The following is a 19,056-nucleotide window of genomic DNA, read 5'->3' on the forward strand; positions in this document are numbered from 1 at the left end:
GCGATGAACAGATTATGTGTTCTTGCTGCTACTCAGCTTGCGCTTGCACCTGCGAAAAACTGGCTTGTGCGCTGGCAGAAGCAGCACGAGCGTTTCCCCTATTTCCCTTCGGACAGGGATGCAATTGCTGAGTTGAACGCGAGAGCCCGGGATCAGGGGATTCCGGCAAGCATCCATGTGCGGGAAAGCGGGCAAGAGCTGCGTCTATATGGCTCAGATTATTATGTGGGGCTCTATCCAAGCCTGCAAGGGGATGGCTATATTCTCTCTCATATGGAGCCGATTGACCTGCCCACCTATGATAAGCTGGCGGATGGGGTGCTGCTGCTTCGAGGGGCCCGGCTTCGGTTGTATGAGCAGTTGATCCACTTCCCTCCCGGAAGCACCAACTGCAAAGAGCAGATTTGGCGCGCATGGCAGGAGCTTGAGAGAGACAGGCAGAGGCAGCGCACAGACCAGCAGCCCCGGGAAGCGCTCAGTGTTGTCCAACAGCGGTATCTTGATGCTCTCTCTTCGATCATCGAAAGGACTTATGAACTGGAGCAGGCAAGATACGCGCTCTCCTCGAGCATTTCCTACGTCAAATGGACCTCGACCGATGGGAAACGGAGCGGTGCGCACGATATCTACGAATTTCACCTGCTCAACCCTGTTGAGATCTGGCAGGAACGCTATCTCTTGTGCATCAAGGGCGTGCCTGACCTGCGCGGGCGCGTGCTCTCCCTTCAAGGCAAGCGCTTGAAGCTCAAGTTTGAGACGACGATAAACCGGGAACGGATCCCCGCACAGGGGGAATTTGAGATTGTGCCGAACCGCAGCATTTTTCGTGCGCAGAGCAATGCCGTCGAGATGTTTAGGGAGCAGACCGCCAGGAATCGGCATTTGCTCGATGTGCTGGTGCATCGTCGGTATCAGCCCTGCAAGCCGGCTCAAATTGAGTATCCGAAGAAGCTGAATCCCGGACAGGGTGTCGCTTTTCAAATGGCGCTGACTGTTCCCGACATCCTTCTTGTGCTCGGTCCTCCTGGGACGGGCAAAACGCACACAATCACCGAAATAATTCAATACCATTGTACCAGGGCCAGAGCCCGGGTGCTGGTTGCTGCTCGCACTCATAAGGCTGTTGATAATGTGCTGAGTCGCTTGCCTGCCTCGCTTGAAGTTGTGCGTCTGGGGCATGAGGACCGCGTCTCTGCCGAGACACAGCATTTGCTGCTCAATGCGAAGGCCAAAACCATGCAGGCGGAAATTCTGAAACAGACAGCGCCACTGTTTGCTGATCTCTCCTGCTTTTTGAAGTACGAGGCTGAGATTACCCACTGGCGTAATGAGGCGCTTCAGTATGCCGAGCAGTTGGAGCACTATGAGCAAAAGGCGCTCGACGCACAGGAACATCTGCAAAACGTGATGCATCGCGTGGGACTTCCATTTCAGGAGGAATTAGAGGCAACCGAGAAGCAACTACAGAAATACAAGCATCGGTTGGAGAAGCTGGATCGGAGACGAGAGCGGATCCAACAGGCGGAGGAACAATACGCGGCGCGGATCCACCTGTTTCTGCTTGGCTGGTTGTTTGTCTGGCTGGTCAATCTCAGCCAGCAACGGCTGGCCACGACAGAGCTTCAGTATGAGGAGACGAGAGCGGCACATGAGGACCTCCAGCAGGAATATCTCAAGCTACTGGCGCAGTTCCAGCAAGCACTATGGGAAGATAGCGAATATCGCACGGCTTTTGAGGAAATGCAGGAGATAGAGAAAATATATTCGGAGATAGTGCAGAAAGGAACAAGAAACATACGCTTGTTGCATGGGACCATCGATCGAATGGTGTCGGAAGAGATGCCACAAGAGATAACCTCATCAACAATACAGCAGTATATTGCCTGGTACGACCAGTATTATGAGCTTTTCAGCCGTCGAGCGAAGTTGCTCCGTGACTGGCGCGCTCATTTGGAGCAGCCACACGCCCAACTGGAACCTGAACTGATCCACTATGCAGATGTGATCGGGGCGACCTGTATCGGGGTTGCGGCGCGCGAGAAGCTTGAGGATCTCGACTTTGATGTTGCCATTGTGGATGAGGCCGGGCAGATCTGTTTGACGGATTTGCTTGTCCCTCTGGCGCGTGCGAACCGCGCTGTGCTGGTGGGTGATCATCAACAGTTACCGCCATTTGTGAGCAATGAAGCACAGGAATGGCTGAAGGGACTTGAGCAGCAAGAGGAGCCGGAGGAGTTCCCCTCTCATATGGATCAGCAGATGATCAGGCAGATCGTAACAAAAAGCGCCTTCGAGCTGTTGTTCTCTGATGCCGAGCAAAATGGACACCTCGTGCGCCTGACAGATCAATTTCGCATGCCGCAAGTCATCGCTGATTTCGCATCGCGGCATTTTTATGAAGGGAAGTTGTATACGACCCGGCGTGAAAAAGTCATCGGGGCTGCATATGACGATCCGCTGTTTTCTCGCCCGCTTGCTGTCATTGATACGACCACGGAGGCACTGAAGGGGCTGCGTGAGCTGTCCAGGACTCAATCTGAGGATTGGGGAGGGGAGGGCTATAGTAATCTGCTTGAGGCCAGAATTATCGCGGCGCTGGTGAGCTGCTATGAGCGAAGCAATACGCCGTGGATCGTAATTGTGCCATATCGGGCCCAGGTGCAGTGTATCGTCGAGCTGCTTCAGCGGCAGTTGCAAGCACCAGCGCTGCCCTGGGAAGAGCGCGTCTCGACGGTTGATGCCTTTCAGGGAAGCGAGTGTGAGAAGGTGATTTATGGCTTCACACGGAGTAACCCACAGGGGCGCGTCGGTTTTCTGGCCGAGCTTCGCAGGCTCAATGTCGCGCTGACGCGTGCGAAGGAGCAGCTTATTGTGGTCGGAGATTTCTCCACGTTGAGGCGTGCGAAAAATGAGCCATTCCGGGTGTTGATGAACGCGTTTTATCAGCATGCACAACTCCATGGCGAAGTGCTTTCATACGACCAATGCGTACAGCGTATCCGGGACAGGAGGCCGTAGGAATGGAACAAAAAGCAGCATTTCCCTATCAGATTGATCGCGCTATTGAACATGCATTACGGGAAATGGATGGCATACCGGTGCGCGCCTTCGGGCTGCTCTACCCGCTCTGGATGGTCGAGATTGCGGCACAGGAAGATGAGAAGCGCCCCTACGCTCTGATCGAGCGCTTTCTTGTGAGAGGGCTGTATGAGGCGCGGCTTCAGACGGTGGAAGAGCTGGTTGCTTTCTTTGGCCTCAGTTCTGCTCTCGTGCTGAAGATCCTGCGCTTTCTTGAAACGATTCAGCATGTGAAGCAGGTAGAGGGTGGGCGCTGGATCTTAACGGAGACAGGCATTCAGTCTTTTTGCAGTGGCATGAAACGAGTCAGACAGCAGAAAAGCCAGTATCTGTATTTTGATGGAATCTGCTCTCGTCCGCTGCTTCAGGAGCACTATACGAACAAGTTGCGCGTTCTGACGGATAGAGAGGCTGGACAGCTCGCCTCTGGTTCTACGATTGGCTTTCGCTTCTATCGGCTCTCGCTTCCCGTTACGTGGGATGCGCAGGCGTTGACTGATCTGGAACACCACCCGGATCGTGGGCGGTATAATCTGCCTTCCACAATCCACAGTGTGACTGCCATCAGCAATACACTGGCCTATCTCCCGATGTATATTATCGAGACGAGGCGGCGTGCCGTGTCGTACTATCTGGCCTATACCCATGTCAAAGAGCTGCGAGACCCGTTTTTTGAACGTCTGGTAAATGAAACCGAGAGAATACGACGTAGCTTCCATGCGATGCAGCATGAAACGAAGCTGGCCGAATTGTGGACGCGCTGGCTCATCAGCAAGGATCTGGCCTATCTCACTCCACGCCAGACGCCTGAGGGGATATGGCGTGTGGTGCTCCCGGATTCCCTGTTTCGCTCTTCGACGTTTTCATTTCGCTCGATTGGCTCCTTTCACAAAGAGCAGGGCTACTTCTTGCAACTCTGGTGTCACAATGAAGCGTTTCGGCGCCGGGCGATCTTTGAGCGAGCGATGCTACTCTTAAAGAAGAAAACGCTGGATTGCACCTACATGGAAGAGATGCTTCAGCGCTGGTCGCAGTTGCTCGATGTGCAACCGGTAAAACTGGATGATTTGCGCGTCTGGCTGCAAAAACAGGGTGATGGTGTAAAGTTGCTGCAAAAGCTGCTATCAAGGCGGGAAGAGAAACAGCCCGATGCTGCTTTCTAAAGCCGTTGCAAGCTGCGCAGCCATTCCTCGCCGGTGTAATCGGTATTTGCATTGATCGCGCACTCATAGGCAGCTATCAACTGCTCAATGTTGTACTCATTGAGGTCATGAATACTTTTGATCTCTGGATACGTGGTGTCCAGCCAGGCGATGAAGTCGCTCACCAGGAAAGTTGGAACGAGCCTCAAGCCTTTTGGTGGCTGAGGTTTGGTGAAGTCAGTGCTGGCGAAGAGGGCTTCTTCCTCTTCCTCAAAATGATCAGGGTCGTACATGGCATGCCTCACAGTGCTTTGCTAGAAAAAAAGGTCAACATCACTTTTTAGTATATATCTCTTGCTTTGTTGAGTCAATAGGGTAAAAGGAGTGCCAGGATGGAAGATCGATTCGCGCTCTATGAGCGGGGTTTACGCTGTTTACAGGAAGCATTGGGCCTTGATGATCCGCAGTATGATGATATTATGATCTATAAAAGTCGTTTGCTCCTCGGTATTCAGGAAGTGCGTCTCTATAGATCACCTGAGGGAAACGCTGAAATACTGCGTGTTATACATCAATTGAGTATGATATGTAAGAAGCGCTTTCAGATGGACTTTGAAGACTGGTGCGTCCAGTGTGTCGAGAAAGAAGTGCAGGAGGTGCAGCAGAGTGGGTTCCCCTCTATTGGTGACTGGAAGGTGCTCCAGAGCGAGCAGCTACAACACTTCTTACGCAAGATGCTGGCCCGGCAGGGGATCCATCTTCAATCGCGGAAAGCGCCACCGAAAGAAGATCCAATTGCGCGCTATAAGAGTATCCCCCTGCATGCCTATCCGCTGTATAGCTCTCAGGATCCGGACTTTCTGGCGTACATCAAGATGCACTGGGACGCGTTGGAAGGGCTTTCCAATAATGTCTATGACCTCCATATTAGCCAGGCGCAGTTATGCGGCGAAGAAAATGGATATGATGTAATGGAGTTCTCATATATCGTGAAGCGCACGGGGTTTGAGGCGTATTCGTTGCTTCCCGGCTTGCTGTTCTGGGATAAACAATGGAACTGGGAATTTGTCTCCTTCAAAGATAAGACTGATGGACGAGACATGACCTATGTCTGGCGTTTGCTTTTCGAGCACTTGAGGAAAAGTCCGACAATAGCGACGGCTCGTAAGGTCAACGCGCTGCTTCAGAGAGAAGTGCATTCCTCGGGGATGAATGATCTGGCCCTTGAAAAGAAGCTGGTACAGTATAGTAGTGTTCCTCTGGCCGATCTCCTGTCGCACAATGGAACAGCAGGCAGTGCGAAAGGTTCCCGGGTAGACAAGGGAGCCCAATTGATACAGGAGTTGAAACGGCTGCCGAGCGGCGATGGGCCTGCATATGAGCGGCTGGTTCAACGCATACTGACCTTCTGTTTCGAAGATGAGTTCAGTCCTTTTCAGCTCAGGCAGCAGGTTGGGACCTCTCACAAGAAACGAAGAAGAGATTTTATCATTAACAATAAAGGGGCGATCCTTGAATTCTGGCGGACACTCAAGTATCGGAGAGGGGTTGAGCAGATCCTGTTTGATGCCAAGAACTATAAACATCCGATGTGCTACAGCGAAATCACCGGGACCTTGCGCTATTTACGCAACGAGATCTTTGGAAACTTCATGATCTTTCTTTCGCGTCAGGGGATAAAGGACTATGAGGAATTACTTGAAGATTACAGACAAGAGAGACGAGTAGTGCTTTTCCTCAAAGATATGGATGTGATCGATATGATCGAGCAAAAGCGGCAGGGAGAAATTGCCAGCACTATTCTCCAGGATAAATATGACCAGTTTTGTTTGCTGACATAAGTTCATGGTGGTAGAAATGGGTATCCCATATAGGTGCTGACAGTTTTTGTACAGGGTGTTATAAATGCGATGCATGGCTTCAGGCGGAGAGGCAGTCCCGTGGCGGCGTACTCCACGCGGAGCGAATCTGATAGGATCGATTTCTTGCATTCCATCGAGCTTATATAATAGGGGGCGAAGCAGCTTCTTGTCGCTTGCTCTATTGGCTCTCCCGCCAGCGTCAACGCGCCCACTGTGACGGGAGAAGGCAAGATACGAGCAAGATACGAGAAGTTTTTCGCGTGTCTGTATGCTATGCTCTTTACGATCCACTGTTTGTTCTGCTCGCCTTGCTAGCGAGCTCACAGAGCAGATCATGTCGTTCGCGACGAAAGCGGGGATGTACGTTTGATTATCTTTGATGAGAACAGAGCCTCTGATTCACCTGTTGTTGAAACGGTCTGGCACTGCCGAAGCGGACAGGCCAGCACCTTTCTCTCTCGTGCCGTGAGCCAGTGGGAGATAGTGATCATGAAACAGCATGGCACGATGAGCATTACGGTCCGAGGGCCAGAGACGAGAGCGACGACGGCCTGCTGTCCTGAAGAGGCCGAGTTTCTTGGCATCACATTTACGCTAGGTACCTTTATGCCTCTTCTACCCACAACCGACCGCCTGGATGGAGAGGTCATCCTACCGCTTGCAACAAAGCGATCCTTCTGGTTGTATGGTGCTGCATGGCAGTTCCCTGACTATGATAACGCTGACACGTTTGTCGACAGGCTTCTGCGTGCTGGTTTGCTTGTGCGCGATCCCATCGTTGACGCGGCTTTGCAGGGGCACTTGAAAGAATACTCCTTGCGGACGGTTCAGCGGCGCTTCTTACGAGCTACCGGGCTGACAGTGAGTGCTGTCCGTCAGATCGAACGGGCGCACAAAGCGGAGGCGCTGCTTGAGCGCGGCGTTTCTATTCTCGATACTGTGGAACTGGCTGGCTATGCCGATCAAGCGCACCTGACGCGCTCTCTCAAGCGTTTCGTCGGGCGTACACCTGCTCAGGTGAGCGGGAACGTATGCAGGTGAGAGGCTGTCGTTTTTGTTCAAGACGGCGCTCTTGTATAACGTTATACTCTACAGAAACGCTTACGAAAATGCGTCAGAAAGCTCCGGGTACGAGCCAGGGGAGGCATGACGCATCTACGCACTCTGATCCAGAAAATGCGAAAGCACGGGACAGGAGCTGCTCCCCTTTCATGAGCCGGTACCGTCGGGCAGGCAAGAACCGACAAAGCTTCCTTGCCAAGCGCTTCTGGACAGCGTGTTTCTCCGGGTGTTGTGCTGCGGTAATGCACACGTATGCCGGGTGAAAGGAGAATTCCCCGCTTTGAAGTGGGTGGGGTGTCAATCAAAGGAGAACATGTGATGAGAAAGATTATTGTCCTTTCATTCCTCTCGCTGGATGGCGTCATGCAGGGTCCTGGGGGGCCAACCGAAGACCCGAGCGGAGACTTTACGCTTGGTGGGTGGAGTGTGCCCTACTTCGATGATGGTGTTGGTAAGGCTATGGATGAGCAATTGAGCAAACCATTTGATCTATTGTTAGGGCGCAGGACCTTTGAAATATTCGCATCCTATTGGCCTCAGCATGAGAATGAATGGCCCGGTATCAACTCAAAGACAAAGTATGTTGCCTCAACAACGCTCACATCGCATGAGTGGAATAACACAGTTTTTCTCAAGGGCGATGTAGTAGATGCAGTCAAGCAGCTCAAGCAAGAAGAAGGACCAGACATACAGGTGCATGGGAGCGGCAACCTGATTCAGACGTTGTTGAAGCATGACCTGATTGATGAATTCTGGCTCAAGATCTTCCCGGTGACGCTCGGGACGGGTCGTCGCCTGTTCGCGGAAGGGACACTGCCCACTTCCTATACGCTGGTTGAGACGCAAGCGTCGCCGAGTGGCGTGCTGATTGCGAATTTCAGGCGTGTGGGCGAACTCAAAATAAGCTCATTCTAAGTGTTTTGTGGGATACACACAATATACCGGTGTGTATCCTATCTCTTGCTCTTTCTATGTGCTTCATTTTCAGTAGGGGTGTGTCGAGAAGGGAATAATGCTGCGCGCTGCTCTGTTCTTCTATGTATAGCCGCTTTTAGGCGCTATTTATGATTGTGAAATGGAGAGAAAAGAGTATGAACTTCGATTTCGTCACGTTCAATCAAGGTGTAGTGGAGGAGTTTCGGAAAAGTGGTGGGCAACTGAAGCAGAACGGCTATCCTCTGATCCTGGTGACGGTGAAGGGGGCAAAAACAGGACAACCGCGCATCTACCCTTTGATGTCTGTCCCCTATGGAGAACACTATCTGGCGGTTGCCTCGAAGGGCGGAGACCCGAAACACCCGCTCTGGTATCATAATATGTTGGCGAATCCTGATGTGACCGTCGAAGTGGGAGCGGAAACCTATCCTGCCCGAGCTCGCCTGTTGAGCGGCGAAGAGCGAGAACGCGCTTTCGCCCATGCAGTGACGATTTATCCCCCTTATGCTGAGTATCAGGAGAAGACAACGCGCGAAATCCCGGTTTTCGTACTCGAACGACAGCAGTAGAGCAACAGGCTGCTGATCCATGCAGGTTGGCAGCCTCTTTCTATTTCCTCATCTCTCCCCTCATTTCTGCGAATGCTACTCACCGTGCGCTCCTCCGTCTTTCATATAGTATCATTTGGATACTCAAAAGTGAGATTCGCCTTTTTCCGTATTTTCTCTGCGGTATTTTTGAACTCAAAAAAAGGCCTTATTGAACTATTGACATTTTTATCTGTATTGGGTACTCTACGGAAAGAGCATATATCCACTCTGTTTGTGGATATTGCATCTAAGGGAAATTCTGCTTTTCCTGGATGCACTTCTCTTATTGTAGAAAAAGAGTGAATATTGCTTGTGCTGATGCTATCCCTTGTTATCAGCAGATCCAGTGCGCAAGGAGGTGCGACTGACACAGACATTGTGATGGAAGCCTCGTTCGATTTTTGATGTATATGCCGGAGCATCGCCACGACTGTAGATAAGATGGGGATCTGAAGCAGCACAAAAGATGTTTCAGCATTGAGCGGTGATGCTTTGAGCAATTGCACTGTCGTTTTGAAATGCCAAAGGAGTGGTTATGGACAACATCAATAACACGGAAGAATTTGACCTCGATATTCAGTTCGATGAGCAGCAGGAAACAGTGCACGAAGTCATTGAGATGTTCGCTTCGGCAGGCTCTCCTGATCATCCTGCCTATACATGCTCTGGTTATTCAACCTGTTCTTCGACCTGTTCGACACTCCATAAGCGCTGTTTTATCTGTTAATGATCTGCTGATAGCAGCTATATGCAGTATCTCCTTGCACCTCTGAGGGAGCAAGGGGACGCTCCCCGGTAGCGGCATGGATGGCTGTTTACCGGGGAGGCCAGAGGGCAGTTCTCTCACGTTTCCCCCTTTCTCCGGGCGGAGCATGCTTCTTGGCGGGTGTGGGAAGGTACATCTATGGAGAGGTCAGAGTGATGATGCTGAAGCAACGGATGCGATGCGGTGCCACGTGGACTGAACGCGTCGTTCACTTGCGCATCCATCTCCCGGTTTCTTGTGGCGAGGGGCCTGTATGGTAGCGGCGTTCTCCTGGAAGGTTCTTATTTCCTCTTCTCTGGCGGAGAAGGCGCGAACGGTGGCCCTTGATCTCGCTTCTCGCTTGCGCCAACGAGAACTTCTTGAAGAGGCATTCAGACGGGTTGTGCACCAATCGCACGCTCCCCATCTCATGGCTTGGAAGCCTGAAACGGTTGCGACGGGAGATGCTGGATTGGCGCTTGTCTGTGCGCAACTGGACGCATGCTGGCCTGAGCAAGGATGGGATCGTCTCGGGCATGACTTCCTGACGAAAGCGGTTCAAAGGGCGACTGCTTTGCCCTCGCTTCACGCGGGACTCTTTGCCGGGTTGAGTGGTGTGGTCTATGCGACCTGCCTGTTGAGTCGGGGAGGAACCCGGTATCAGCGCTTGCTAAAGACTCTTGAGCAGCGGCTGTTCCCGATGGCGCGTGAGCTTGCGGAGCGCATGTATAGTCAGACACAGGGCTTTCCCGTCTCCTCCTATGATATCGTTTCCGGGCTGGCAGGTGTGGGAGCAGCACTATTGACCTTGCCACAGACGGACGAGCGTGACATGACATTGCGAGCGGTCCTTGAGAGCCTTGTCTTTTTCCTGCGTGAAGATCCTCCCGGCTTCCCGGCGTGGTATATCGCGCCCGAATATAGTCAGGAAGAGTTTTGGAGTGAGCTGTGTCCCGCAGGCGCTTATAACTGTGGGCTGGCGCATGGTGTACCCGGCCCGCTGGCTTTGCTTGCGCTGGCGAAGCTTCAGGGGGTGACGGTGCCGGGAAGCGAGGAAGCGATGCACCGCGTTGCTGATTGGCTGGTTGCGCATCGGATACAGGCGGAATATGGGTGGACATGGCCGCTTGCAGTGCCAGTCAACCAGGCTGGAGAGCTTCCCGAGGATCTGGCGCGTTGTCGTTCCGCATGGTGCTATGGGACGCCAGGAGTGGCCCGGGCGCTCTGGTTGACGGGCGAGGCTCTTGATACGCCGCTCTATCAGGAAACGGCTTTCGATGCGATGCTAGCGGTCTATCGCAGGCCGATTGAGGATCGTCGCATTTTTGCCGCGACCTTCTGCCACGGGGTCGCTGGATTGCTCCATATCACGCTGCACTTCGCGAATGCCACCGAGAGGCCTGGCTTCCTTGAGGCTGCAAACGCGCTCACCGAGCAGTTGCTTGCTCTCTATGAGCCAGATTCCTTGCTCGGGTACCGCAATGAGGAGATGGTTGGCCTCTTTGTTGATCAGCCTTCGGTGCTTGATGGAGCGGCTGGTGTTTTGCTTGTGCTGCTGGCTGCATCGACGGAACAGCGTCCGGTCTGGGATCGGCTGTTTTTGCTCTCCTGATCACCAGAAAAAGGAGCCTCTAGCGTGCGAAATTCTGAAGTCCCTGCTTCGCGAAAGGAGCGAAGAGCCCTTTACAAGCCGCTTGATGGCATAATGGTACGGATGCCATTTCTCCCTGTCGAAGCCTATCTGGAAGAAACAAGCGTACATGCGCTGGATCCCCGCGTGCAGCGGGCGCTGGCTGTGGGAAGCCTTGATCTGCTGGATGAAATAGAGCGGAATGCAACGGATACAAAGAGCCGGACGCAGCGAGAGAGGAAATTACAGCGCTATTTGATACGAATGACAACGCGCCCCACACCGTATGGTCTGTTTGCGGGGGCCGCGCTGGCGCAATGGGCCGATAGGACGGCACTTTCTCGGGCGGCTGGTGAGCCAATCGTGCGTGTACGACCTGATATGGAATGGCTGATGCGGCTTATCTGGCGGCTTGAAACGATCAAGGCGATTCGGCCATATCTGCGTTTGCAGGCGAATACTGCCGTGCATGTGCGGCGAGGTCGTATTTTTCTGGTGGAGGCATTGCCTTCCGGTAAGGCAAAACCGGAAAAGTTGGTTTCAGTGCGTGCGACAGGTGTGGCGCTCCGAGCCCTCTCCCTGACGCGAACTCCGATGGCGTATCCAGAGCTGGTCAAGCAACTGCTCGCCACAACGCCGGGAGCGACTGTTCAGCAGGTTGAAGGACTGCTTGCAGCACTGGTACAGCATACCTTTCTGCAAACAGATCTCCGCCCTCCGTTGACTGGCAGACATCCCGCTTTGTATCTGCTTGAGCGCTTGCGAGAGATTCCGCCGTTAGCACCGTTTCTGCATGCGTTTGAGGCATATCTTGTCGCCTTGCAGCAAGGAGAATATTCGTCGCTTGATATCGGGGAATATCGCCAATTGCTTGAGCAGGCCCATGAGGTGGAGCGTGTGCTTGATGCAATCAGCGGGCAGCCTACCGAGCAGAGCGAGAAGAATCTATTGCAGGTAGATATGGCGTTGCCGCTGGCAGAGGCGCGGCTGACGAGGGCAATTGGTGAAGAGGTTGCGGCAACGGTGGAGACAATGCTGCGCCTGACGCCACTTCCAGAGGGTATCCCGTATCTGAAAACCTATCTCAATGCATTCCTTGAACGATATGGGCCGTGGCGCGAGGTTCCCCTGTTAGAGCTGCTTGACCCGCACGTTGGCCTGGGCCTGCCCGCTCCCTATACAAAGGAACGGGAACTTCCGAACGAGGAGCCCGAACGCTTCCCCGGACGCGATCGAGCCCTGTTTGAGCTGGCTCTGCAGGCGTTTGAGAAGCGGCAGCAGGTGGTTCTGCTCGATGAGCCTTTAGTAGAGCGCCTGAGCACGACCACGCTTTCGGAAGAGCGTGTGCCTCACTCGCTTGATGTGTATGTCTCGGTTGTCGCGCCTTCTGCAGAGGCAATCGATGCGGGACGCTATCATCTGGTAATCGGGCCGAATGTCGGTGTCTTGCAGGCGGGGCGCGCGCTTGGTCGCTTTGCTGATCTGCTAGGAGATGAGGCGGTTGCAGCGTTGCGCCAGATTGCGCGAACGGAAGAGGCGGACGCGCCGGGGTGTATTCGTGCTGAACTGGTCTATCTGCCCAAAGAGAACCGACTTGCGAATGTGCTGACGTATGCGCCGCTCGGGAGATATGAGATCTGTTATGGCACGAGCGCGGGCACGGATCAGAAGCATGTTATTCCGCTGGATGAGCTGGTTGTTGGTGTGCGTGATAATCGATTCTATGTACGCTGGACCGCCCGCAATTGCGAGATATTGCTGAGTATCGGGCACATGTTGAACCCGATCTTCGCGCCGCCTCTTGTTCGGTTCCTGTGCGATATCAGTCGCGAGCAAACGCCGATGTTGAGCCGCTTCTACTGGGGGCAGGCGGAGGCGTTCCCATATCTTCCACGGGTTCAGTCAGGACGCAGTGTGTTGCGGCTGGCGCAGTGGGAGATTTCCGCGAGCTTCCACCTGAAAGCGTTGCAATTGGAAACGCCGGAACAGTTCTGGCAATCGCTTGGGCGTTGGCGGGAGCAATGGCATGTTCCTCGCTATGTGTATACGGGCGAGATGGATCAACGCCTCTTGCTCGATCTGGAGCGGCGTGAGCATGTCGAAGAGCTGCGATTACAGCTTCTACGGAAAGTGCCTGATCGCCTGATATTGCAGGAGGGCTTGCCGGGGCCGGCTGATGCCTGGATTGAGGGGCCGGAGGGACATTACCTCTCCGAGTTTGTTGTGTCGCTCGGTCGCCAGCGAAGTGAGCCGATGAGGCCGCCCATGTTGCCAGCTTTCAAGGCGCACACGGCAATCCCGCGCCTGTGCCCGCCGGGAAGCGACTGGCTGTTTCTCAAGCTCTACTGTGCGCCCTCGCTTCAAGAGAGCCTTATTGCACAGATGATTCGCCCTTTCGCTCAGGAAGCGCTGCAAGAACGCCTCGCGACGGATTGGTTTTTTCTGCGCTATCTTGATCCTGATCCTCACGTGCGGCTGCGGTTCCACGGAGAGAAAGAGACGCTCTTGCAGCGGTTGCTTCCGCGCGTGAGCGCATGGGCGACGCAACTGATGACCGATGGTCCCTGCCCCCGATTCACGTTTGATGTCTATGAACGGGAGATTGAGCGCTACGGTGGTGAGTCCGGTATCCTGCTTGCTGAGCAGCTCTTTGGCGCTGATAGCCGGGCGGTCGCTGCTTTGCTTCATCTGCAACAGACGCGACGCATTCCGCTGGATCGAATTGACCTTGCTGTCCTCAGCGTTGATAGGTTGCTTGCTCAGTTAGGGCTGACGCCCGAGCAGCGGCGACAGTGGTATCGTATGGGGGTTACAAGGCGCCCTGAGGCGGGGCCAGGCTATCGCCTGCGGGCGCGGCAGTTGCGCGAGTTGATTGGCAATGCACAGGGGCTTGCCCATATCGAGCACGGTGAGCATGTCGCTGCGATCCTGGATGCAAGAGAAGCCGAACTTGCACCGATTGCCCGAGAGCTGGCCGCTGCCGAGGAGCGGCAGGAGTTGACCCTTCCACTTGCCAGCCTGTATGGAAGCTATGTCCATCTGCATTGTAATCGTCTGCTTGGTACCGATAAAGATGCAGAGAGCCTGACCTTACAGTTGCTGTTGCGCACACATGAGGGGCTGGCCCGCGCTCCTGTCGCTGATTCGTCACATTGATAACCTGCCTGCTCAGGGGTGCCTGACGCTCTCTTCCTGAGGGCGCGATCTCCTTCTTTATCTGGCTTCAGGCCTGCTCGGTTTGAAGAAAGCGCTCTGGAGGCTGTTGTAAAGGTCGGGCTTTTCCAGCGGTGTGGGACGCGGTATCGGCGCCGCATACCCCCTGCTCATGTTTAGCGCAGACACTGCAAGCCTCTGGGGCTCGTTTCGCCTCTGGATAAATACTCCAACAGGCGCTATGGCCGAGCCCTGAGCTTGCACAGGGGATCAAGCGCCCTGGTTTTCGTTTTGCCCTTTTTAATTGCATCTGTTCCCCGGTATGGCGCATCACGGCAAGCAAACCTTGTAATGCTCGTGATTGCCTGCCTTTCAGACAAGATGAATCGTCACCCGGTGCCAGGCGTTATTCATGTAGCCCTTGAAGTTCCACAGGTTGCGTACATCTTCGGGTTGGGTATGCTTCGAGGTGTCCCACGCCCGAACGATGAGTTGACGGTCTCCAGGGGGTAGAGAAAGCGATAGCTCCCAGAAACACCATACATAAGGGCCTGCACGCTCGACAATGGTCGCTGTCTTCCAGGTCTGCCCATCATCAGCGGAGAGCTCGACCCGCTCCACAGGCGCTTCTTCGCCGCTGATAGCATACCCTCGAACCTGAACGCGCCCCGCCGCGACCGTTTCGCCTGCCTGTGGTGTGGTGATGACAGCGTTGAGAACCAGGCTTTCTAGCGTCTTCCCACGGCTCCAATCGGCGGTTTGCGCGGTGACATTCGGAGGGAAGAGCTTATAATCACAGGTCTGATATGGGTTGGTTGATGGATGGTGTTGAAGTGTGATCTCGCCGAGCCACTTGACGCTTCGGGCTCCGATATAGCCGGGGACGATCAGGCGTAAGGGAAAGCCGTGTTCCGGGGTGAGCGGCTCGTCATTCATCTCATAGGCCAGAAGCACATCTTGAGAGAGGGCCTTCCCTAACGTAATGGAGCTTCCAAAGTGGACCGTTTCCCCTGCGAAAGGCGTCTCATCGAGACCGGTAAAAGCGACATAGCGAGCATTTGCCTGCACCCCGACCGCTCGTAGCACTTCCCGTAAAGGGATGCCGCGCCAGTTCGCTGTGGAGATGGCTCCTGCTCCCCAGGGAACTTCCCCGCCAAGAGGTTTCACCGCCATCAAATCCGTTCGCCGATTCCCGGCACACTCAAGGGTGACCGGCACCGTGCGAGCAGGAGCCAGCGACCGAAGCTCGTTTAGCGAGAAGGCTCGTGGTTGCTGAACCAGCCCGGTGAGCAGAAGCCGATAGCGGCTCGGGTCTATCTCCGGAATGGACCCATGCGTGCGGACAAAGAAATGCTGCTGTGGCGTGAGGAAGGATTGTTGCAAGAGGTTGCCGGGTGGCTCGGCGTTGAGTGGGTGTGCTCGATGGACGATCAAGGGCGATTTGTGAGTGTGTGCTGTCATGATATGCTTCTCCTGCTCCTCGAAAGGATCTATATGAGTACATTTCGATGGTGTACATCAACTCTTCCCTTTTCTGCATATGATGCTCTATCATCAAGCACATTGGATACAGCTCTTTTTCTTGCTGTCTTTCCCTGAGAATGGCATTTACGCACATTTTGGGGCAGGAAATCAAGGGAAATCTGCTCGTAGCTTCGCCCTTGCTCCTTGCTTTGCAAAGGAATCTAAAACCCATATCGCTTGCTCAGATGCGATCAGGTTTAAAATGCTGAATTTAATTCTATATCCTGAAAGGCTATATTTAAAGTATCTATACCTCCCTTACTGCTCGGGTGCTTCGAGTGGAGAAACACATGTATCTGCTCGGTAGCGGGGGGGACTTTTCGCCTGGAGAATACATATCATACTATTCATTTGCTGTGCGACATGCTCTTATTCAAGGAAAATGTGGGAGTGATACTGACGATGTTTTCTGCAATAGAATAAAAAGCGTTTTCACGTGTGACAGGCAAGGCCTCAAGGACGACCCGAAAGTCGCCTGTTTTCTGGCCTCGCCCTGTGAGCCGACGCAGAGGTTCTAACTATCGCTTCTGTTGAGCTTGCTGTTATCAAGCAGAGCCTGAGACCGAGAGCGAGCTTGCTGTGTCAGTGGATGGTCGGGGCCAAAAATCTGTTCGCGAATGTGGAGCGCTCGTTTGAGCAATTGACGCGCCTCCTCTTTGGCTTCCTCCTCAGCAGAGATCTCGGCCTGAAGCAGCAGCGTGGTCGCGAGGTCTGGATGCTCTGGCCCGAGTTGCTCGCGAATGCGCAAGGCCCGCTCTACCAGCGGTTTGGCCCTCTCGATAGAACCCTGCTTTATGTACAGTTCTGCCAGGCTATCAAGCGGGAAGGCGACCTGTGGATGATTCGTCCCTACCGCCTCTCGGAGGGAGAGCACCCGCTGTAGAAGCGGCTCCGCTTCGTTATATCTTTCCTGAAGGATGTAGACCTCAGCCAGATTTTGTAGCGGGAAGGCGACCTGTGGATGATTCGGTCCCAATGCTTGTTCTCGAAGCACAATTGCCCGATGGAAGAGCGGTTCCGCTTCAGCATAGTTCCCGAGCTCTTTATAGGCTGTGGCAAGGTTGGTCAGGAAATAGGCAATTTCCGGGTAATCTGGTCCATGTGTTTGCTCGAAAATGCGGATAGCGCGGCGAAACAGCGGAAGGGCATCGGCAAGCATGTTCTGCACACAATAGAGCGTGGCGAGATCACCGAGTGTTCTTCCGATCGTTGGGTGATTCGGGCCAAGCACTGCTTCTTGCAAGTGCAAGGCTCGCTGAAGCAGAGGCTCCATCTGGCTGTATTTCCCTTGCTCTGCACAGGCAATCGCCAGTGAGTGGACCAATGAGGCTACTTGAAGGCTGTCAACTCCGCCTTCTAATTCGTAGAGGTGGAGTGCACGCAGCATGAGCGTCTCTGCTTCTTGATAGCGACCCTGTTCGTTAAGCTGAGCTGCAAGATAGTGCAGCGCTCGTGCTTGCGAGGGATGATCTGGCCCGTAGAGCGCTTCTTTTATATAGAGAGCGCGACGTAAGTGCTGTTCTGCCTCTGCAAATCTTCCCGCGTTGGTGTAGAGAAGCGCAAGTAATTCGAGGGTATCGGCCACGGTCACAGAATCGCTGCCAGATAAGCGCTCTTGCATCTCTATTGCCTGGAGATAACAGGTTTCGGACCTGTCGCGTTGCTCCAGATGATGATAGAGCCTGCCCAATCGCGCCAGTAACGCGGCCTGAGCCTCTTCATTGGAGGATGCTTTATAGAGTTCGAGGGTTTCCAGCATCAGCGGTTCGGCCTCTGTGTAGCGAGCACGATAAAAGAGGTAGGCTGCTATTCTCTCGTAAAAGGCGGTGACGTCGCTCCCGGCCAGCCCCCAGTGCTGGCTTTGTTTGATACATTCCTGGGCGTGCGGCAGCAGGAGATCACACCATCTCCACTGTTCTCTGAACTCGGGTTTGGTCTCGACCTGTGGGAAGGCGTGATGAAGCAGGCGGAGCAGTTGCATCACCCAATGACGCTGATCCGCGTGGCTTATGCCCTCCTTGAAAATGAGCTGTACCAATCGGTGGAGAGAGAGAAGCCGCTGCTGCCCGTTCCGCTTGACCAGAGAGAAGTGCTGTAGCGCGCGGAGCCCTTTATTCCAGTGAAAGGCGTCGGTGGCGATCGGTGCGAGTGTTTCGCCAAGCACCGAAGCAGGGGCCCCGGTAAAAATGGCCTCTGGAATGGCTTCCGGGGCCAGAAAAGCACAGGCCGAAAGAATGAGAAGTGCGGACGGTTCGCGTTGTTGTAGTTGCGAGAAGGAGAGCATCAGGGTTTTCACGATGGAGTGCGGATGTGAGGCGTAGATAGCTCGCTCGCTTAACAGGGAAAGCGTGTGGGAGTGAAAGAGCCGCTGATATTCGGGGAGAGAACAATTGGTCTCTTCAATATAGGCTCCGGCCTGATCAAGTGCCAGAGGGAGGCCGCCTGATGAGGCAACAATAGCATTGGCTGCCTGCATCGTTTCTGGGGAGAATGGGCCGGAGATGCGGGCGCGTTGTAGCAAGAAATGTGCCCCTTCATCGGGCGTCATTGGCTCCACTTCGAGGGGTTGGGCCAGTTCTCCCGTTGCTTGCAGGCGGGTGGTCAGCAGCAGGGCGCCGTGTGAGAGGGTTGGCATATAGGGCTGAACGAATTCCAGGTCTTCCACATTGTCGAAAATCAGCAGCCAGTCACGATGGGTCTGGAACCATTGCAGCACTGAAGCGATCAACGTGTGCTGATTCTGATCGCGCTGTTGTGGGAGATTCAAGACCGAAGCAATCGCGGTCAGGTGAGAGATGATGCTTTCCTGCGTCTCGGCTCCAATCCAGAGCACGGCGCTGAACTGCTGTGTATAGCGGTATGCGAACTCGATCGCCAGTTGCGTTTTTCCCATTCCTCCCATTCCGCTTAATGCATAGGGACGTCGCGCCTGAGGAGCCTTCTGAACGAGGGCCGTATAGAGACATTCAAGCTGTTGCTCGCGCCCGACAAAAAACGGGTTGCGCGAATAGGGAAGGTACCAGCGCAAGGCAACACTGGTTAAGCTGGCCTGCAGTAAAGCCTGGGTCTCTTCTTCGTTCAGATGGAGCTGTTTCGCCATCTCCAGCACCATGCCGCGGGTGTCGGGGAGCCGGTCGCCGCGTTCCCATGCTCCAATAGTGTTGCGGTGTACACCGAGACTGGCGGCCAGTTCTTTCTGTCCGATACGATGGCGCTTTCGTAGCTCTTTCAGGAGCTCGCCAAAGGGGGCCTCTCTCTCCATAGATCTTTTTCCTTTTCCTGAATCGCTGCTTTGTCGAACGAGCAAAAGAAATGGGGCTGAAATAGAGATTGC

General features: G+C 54.1%; 12 protein-coding genes. 9 read left to right on the top strand and 3 right to left on the bottom strand.

From position 1 onward, the window contains the following. Positions 1-3: 3 nt before the first annotated feature. Positions 4-3,018, top strand: coding sequence for a DEAD/DEAH box helicase (locus KTH_RS08640; RefSeq protein WP_497617864.1), 3,015 nt, complete (start codon positions 4-6; stop codon positions 3,016-3,018). Between the two features lie 2 nt (positions 3,019-3,020). Beyond that, a complete protein-coding gene (locus tag KTH_RS08645; RefSeq protein ID WP_497617865.1) occupies positions 3,021-4,241 on the top strand; it encodes a hypothetical protein in 1,221 nt (406 codons plus the stop codon). Here KTH_RS08645 and KTH_RS08650 read toward each other — a convergent pair. After that, positions 4,238-4,513: a hypothetical protein gene (locus KTH_RS08650; RefSeq protein ID WP_497617867.1), complete on the bottom strand. Its 276-nt coding sequence runs from the start codon at positions 4,511-4,513 to the stop codon at positions 4,238-4,240. The two genes, KTH_RS08645 and KTH_RS08650, sit on opposite strands and share 4 nt — an antisense overlap. Before the next feature lie 99 nt (positions 4,514-4,612). Between KTH_RS08650 and KTH_RS08655 the strand changes: the two genes are divergently transcribed. The 7 genes from KTH_RS08655 to KTH_RS08685 all read left to right on the top strand — a co-directional run bounded on the left by KTH_RS08655 (position 4,613) and on the right by KTH_RS08685 (position 14,201). Then, the gene (locus tag KTH_RS08655; RefSeq protein ID WP_497617869.1) at positions 4,613-6,061 is read left to right on the top strand and encodes a hypothetical protein; all 1,449 of its coding nucleotides are present in this window, start codon (positions 4,613-4,615) and stop codon (positions 6,059-6,061) included. 387 nt (positions 6,062-6,448) lie between these two features. Beyond that, complete coding sequence (locus tag KTH_RS08660) at positions 6,449-7,123, top strand: helix-turn-helix domain-containing protein (RefSeq protein ID WP_497617871.1); 675 nt, start codon at positions 6,449-6,451, stop codon at positions 7,121-7,123. Between the two features lie 339 nt (positions 7,124-7,462). Then, a complete protein-coding gene (locus KTH_RS08665; protein ID WP_111323808.1) occupies positions 7,463-8,059 on the top strand; it encodes a dihydrofolate reductase family protein in 597 nt (198 codons plus the stop codon). 176 nt (positions 8,060-8,235) lie between these two features. Further along, complete coding sequence (locus KTH_RS08670; RefSeq protein WP_111323809.1) at positions 8,236-8,649, top strand: nitroreductase family deazaflavin-dependent oxidoreductase; 414 nt, start codon at positions 8,236-8,238, stop codon at positions 8,647-8,649. Between the two features lie 556 nt (positions 8,650-9,205). Then, entirely contained in the window at positions 9,206-9,397 is a 192-nt protein-coding gene (locus tag KTH_RS08675) for a hypothetical protein (protein WP_111323810.1), read from the top strand. A 292-nt stretch (positions 9,398-9,689) separates the two neighbouring features. Further along, entirely contained in the window at positions 9,690-11,027 is a 1,338-nt protein-coding gene (locus tag KTH_RS08680; protein ID WP_497617874.1) for a lanthionine synthetase C family protein, read from the top strand. 24 nt (positions 11,028-11,051) lie between these two features. Continuing rightward, positions 11,052-14,201, top strand: coding sequence for a lantibiotic dehydratase (locus tag KTH_RS08685; protein WP_497617876.1), 3,150 nt, complete (start codon positions 11,052-11,054; stop codon positions 14,199-14,201). Between the two features lie 369 nt (positions 14,202-14,570). Here KTH_RS08685 and KTH_RS08690 read toward each other — a convergent pair whose 3' ends face one another. Both KTH_RS08690 and fxsT read right to left on the bottom strand, forming a co-directional pair. Continuing rightward, positions 14,571-15,659, bottom strand: coding sequence for a sulfite oxidase (locus tag KTH_RS08690; RefSeq protein ID WP_497617878.1), 1,089 nt, complete (start codon positions 15,657-15,659; stop codon positions 14,571-14,573). Between the two features lie 577 nt (positions 15,660-16,236). Continuing rightward, positions 16,237-18,984: an FxSxx-COOH system tetratricopeptide repeat protein gene (fxsT, locus tag KTH_RS08695; protein ID WP_497617880.1), complete on the bottom strand. Its 2,748-nt coding sequence runs from the start codon at positions 18,982-18,984 to the stop codon at positions 16,237-16,239. Positions 18,985-19,056 lie beyond the last annotated feature (72 nt).

It is taken from the genome of Thermosporothrix sp. COM3 (assembly GCF_059696735.1).

What these genes read in the sequence shown, in the direction of transcription:
- KTH_RS08645 (WP_497617865.1), top strand. Translation starts at nt 3,021, where the DNA reads ATGGAACAAAAAGCAGCATTTCCCTATCAGATTGATCGCGCTATTGAA.
- KTH_RS08680 (WP_497617874.1), top strand. Translation starts at nt 9,690, where the DNA reads ATGGTAGCGGCGTTCTCCTGGAAGGTTCTTATTTCCTCTTCTCTGGCG.
- KTH_RS08670 (WP_111323809.1), top strand. Translation starts at nt 8,236, where the DNA reads ATGAACTTCGATTTCGTCACGTTCAATCAAGGTGTAGTGGAGGAGTTT.
- KTH_RS08650 (WP_497617867.1), bottom strand. Translation starts at nt 4,513, where the DNA reads ATGTACGACCCTGATCATTTTGAGGAAGAGGAAGAAGCCCTCTTCGCC.
- KTH_RS08655 (WP_497617869.1), top strand. Translation starts at nt 4,613, where the DNA reads ATGGAAGATCGATTCGCGCTCTATGAGCGGGGTTTACGCTGTTTACAG.
- fxsT (WP_497617880.1), bottom strand. Translation starts at nt 18,984, where the DNA reads ATGGAGAGAGAGGCCCCCTTTGGCGAGCTCCTGAAAGAGCTACGAAAG.
- KTH_RS08690 (WP_497617878.1), bottom strand. Translation starts at nt 15,659, where the DNA reads ATGACAGCACACACTCACAAATCGCCCTTGATCGTCCATCGAGCACAC.
- KTH_RS08665 (WP_111323808.1), top strand. Translation starts at nt 7,463, where the DNA reads ATGAGAAAGATTATTGTCCTTTCATTCCTCTCGCTGGATGGCGTCATG.
- KTH_RS08640 (WP_497617864.1), top strand. Translation starts at nt 4, where the DNA reads ATGAACAGATTATGTGTTCTTGCTGCTACTCAGCTTGCGCTTGCACCT.
- KTH_RS08675 (WP_111323810.1), top strand. Translation starts at nt 9,206, where the DNA reads ATGGACAACATCAATAACACGGAAGAATTTGACCTCGATATTCAGTTC.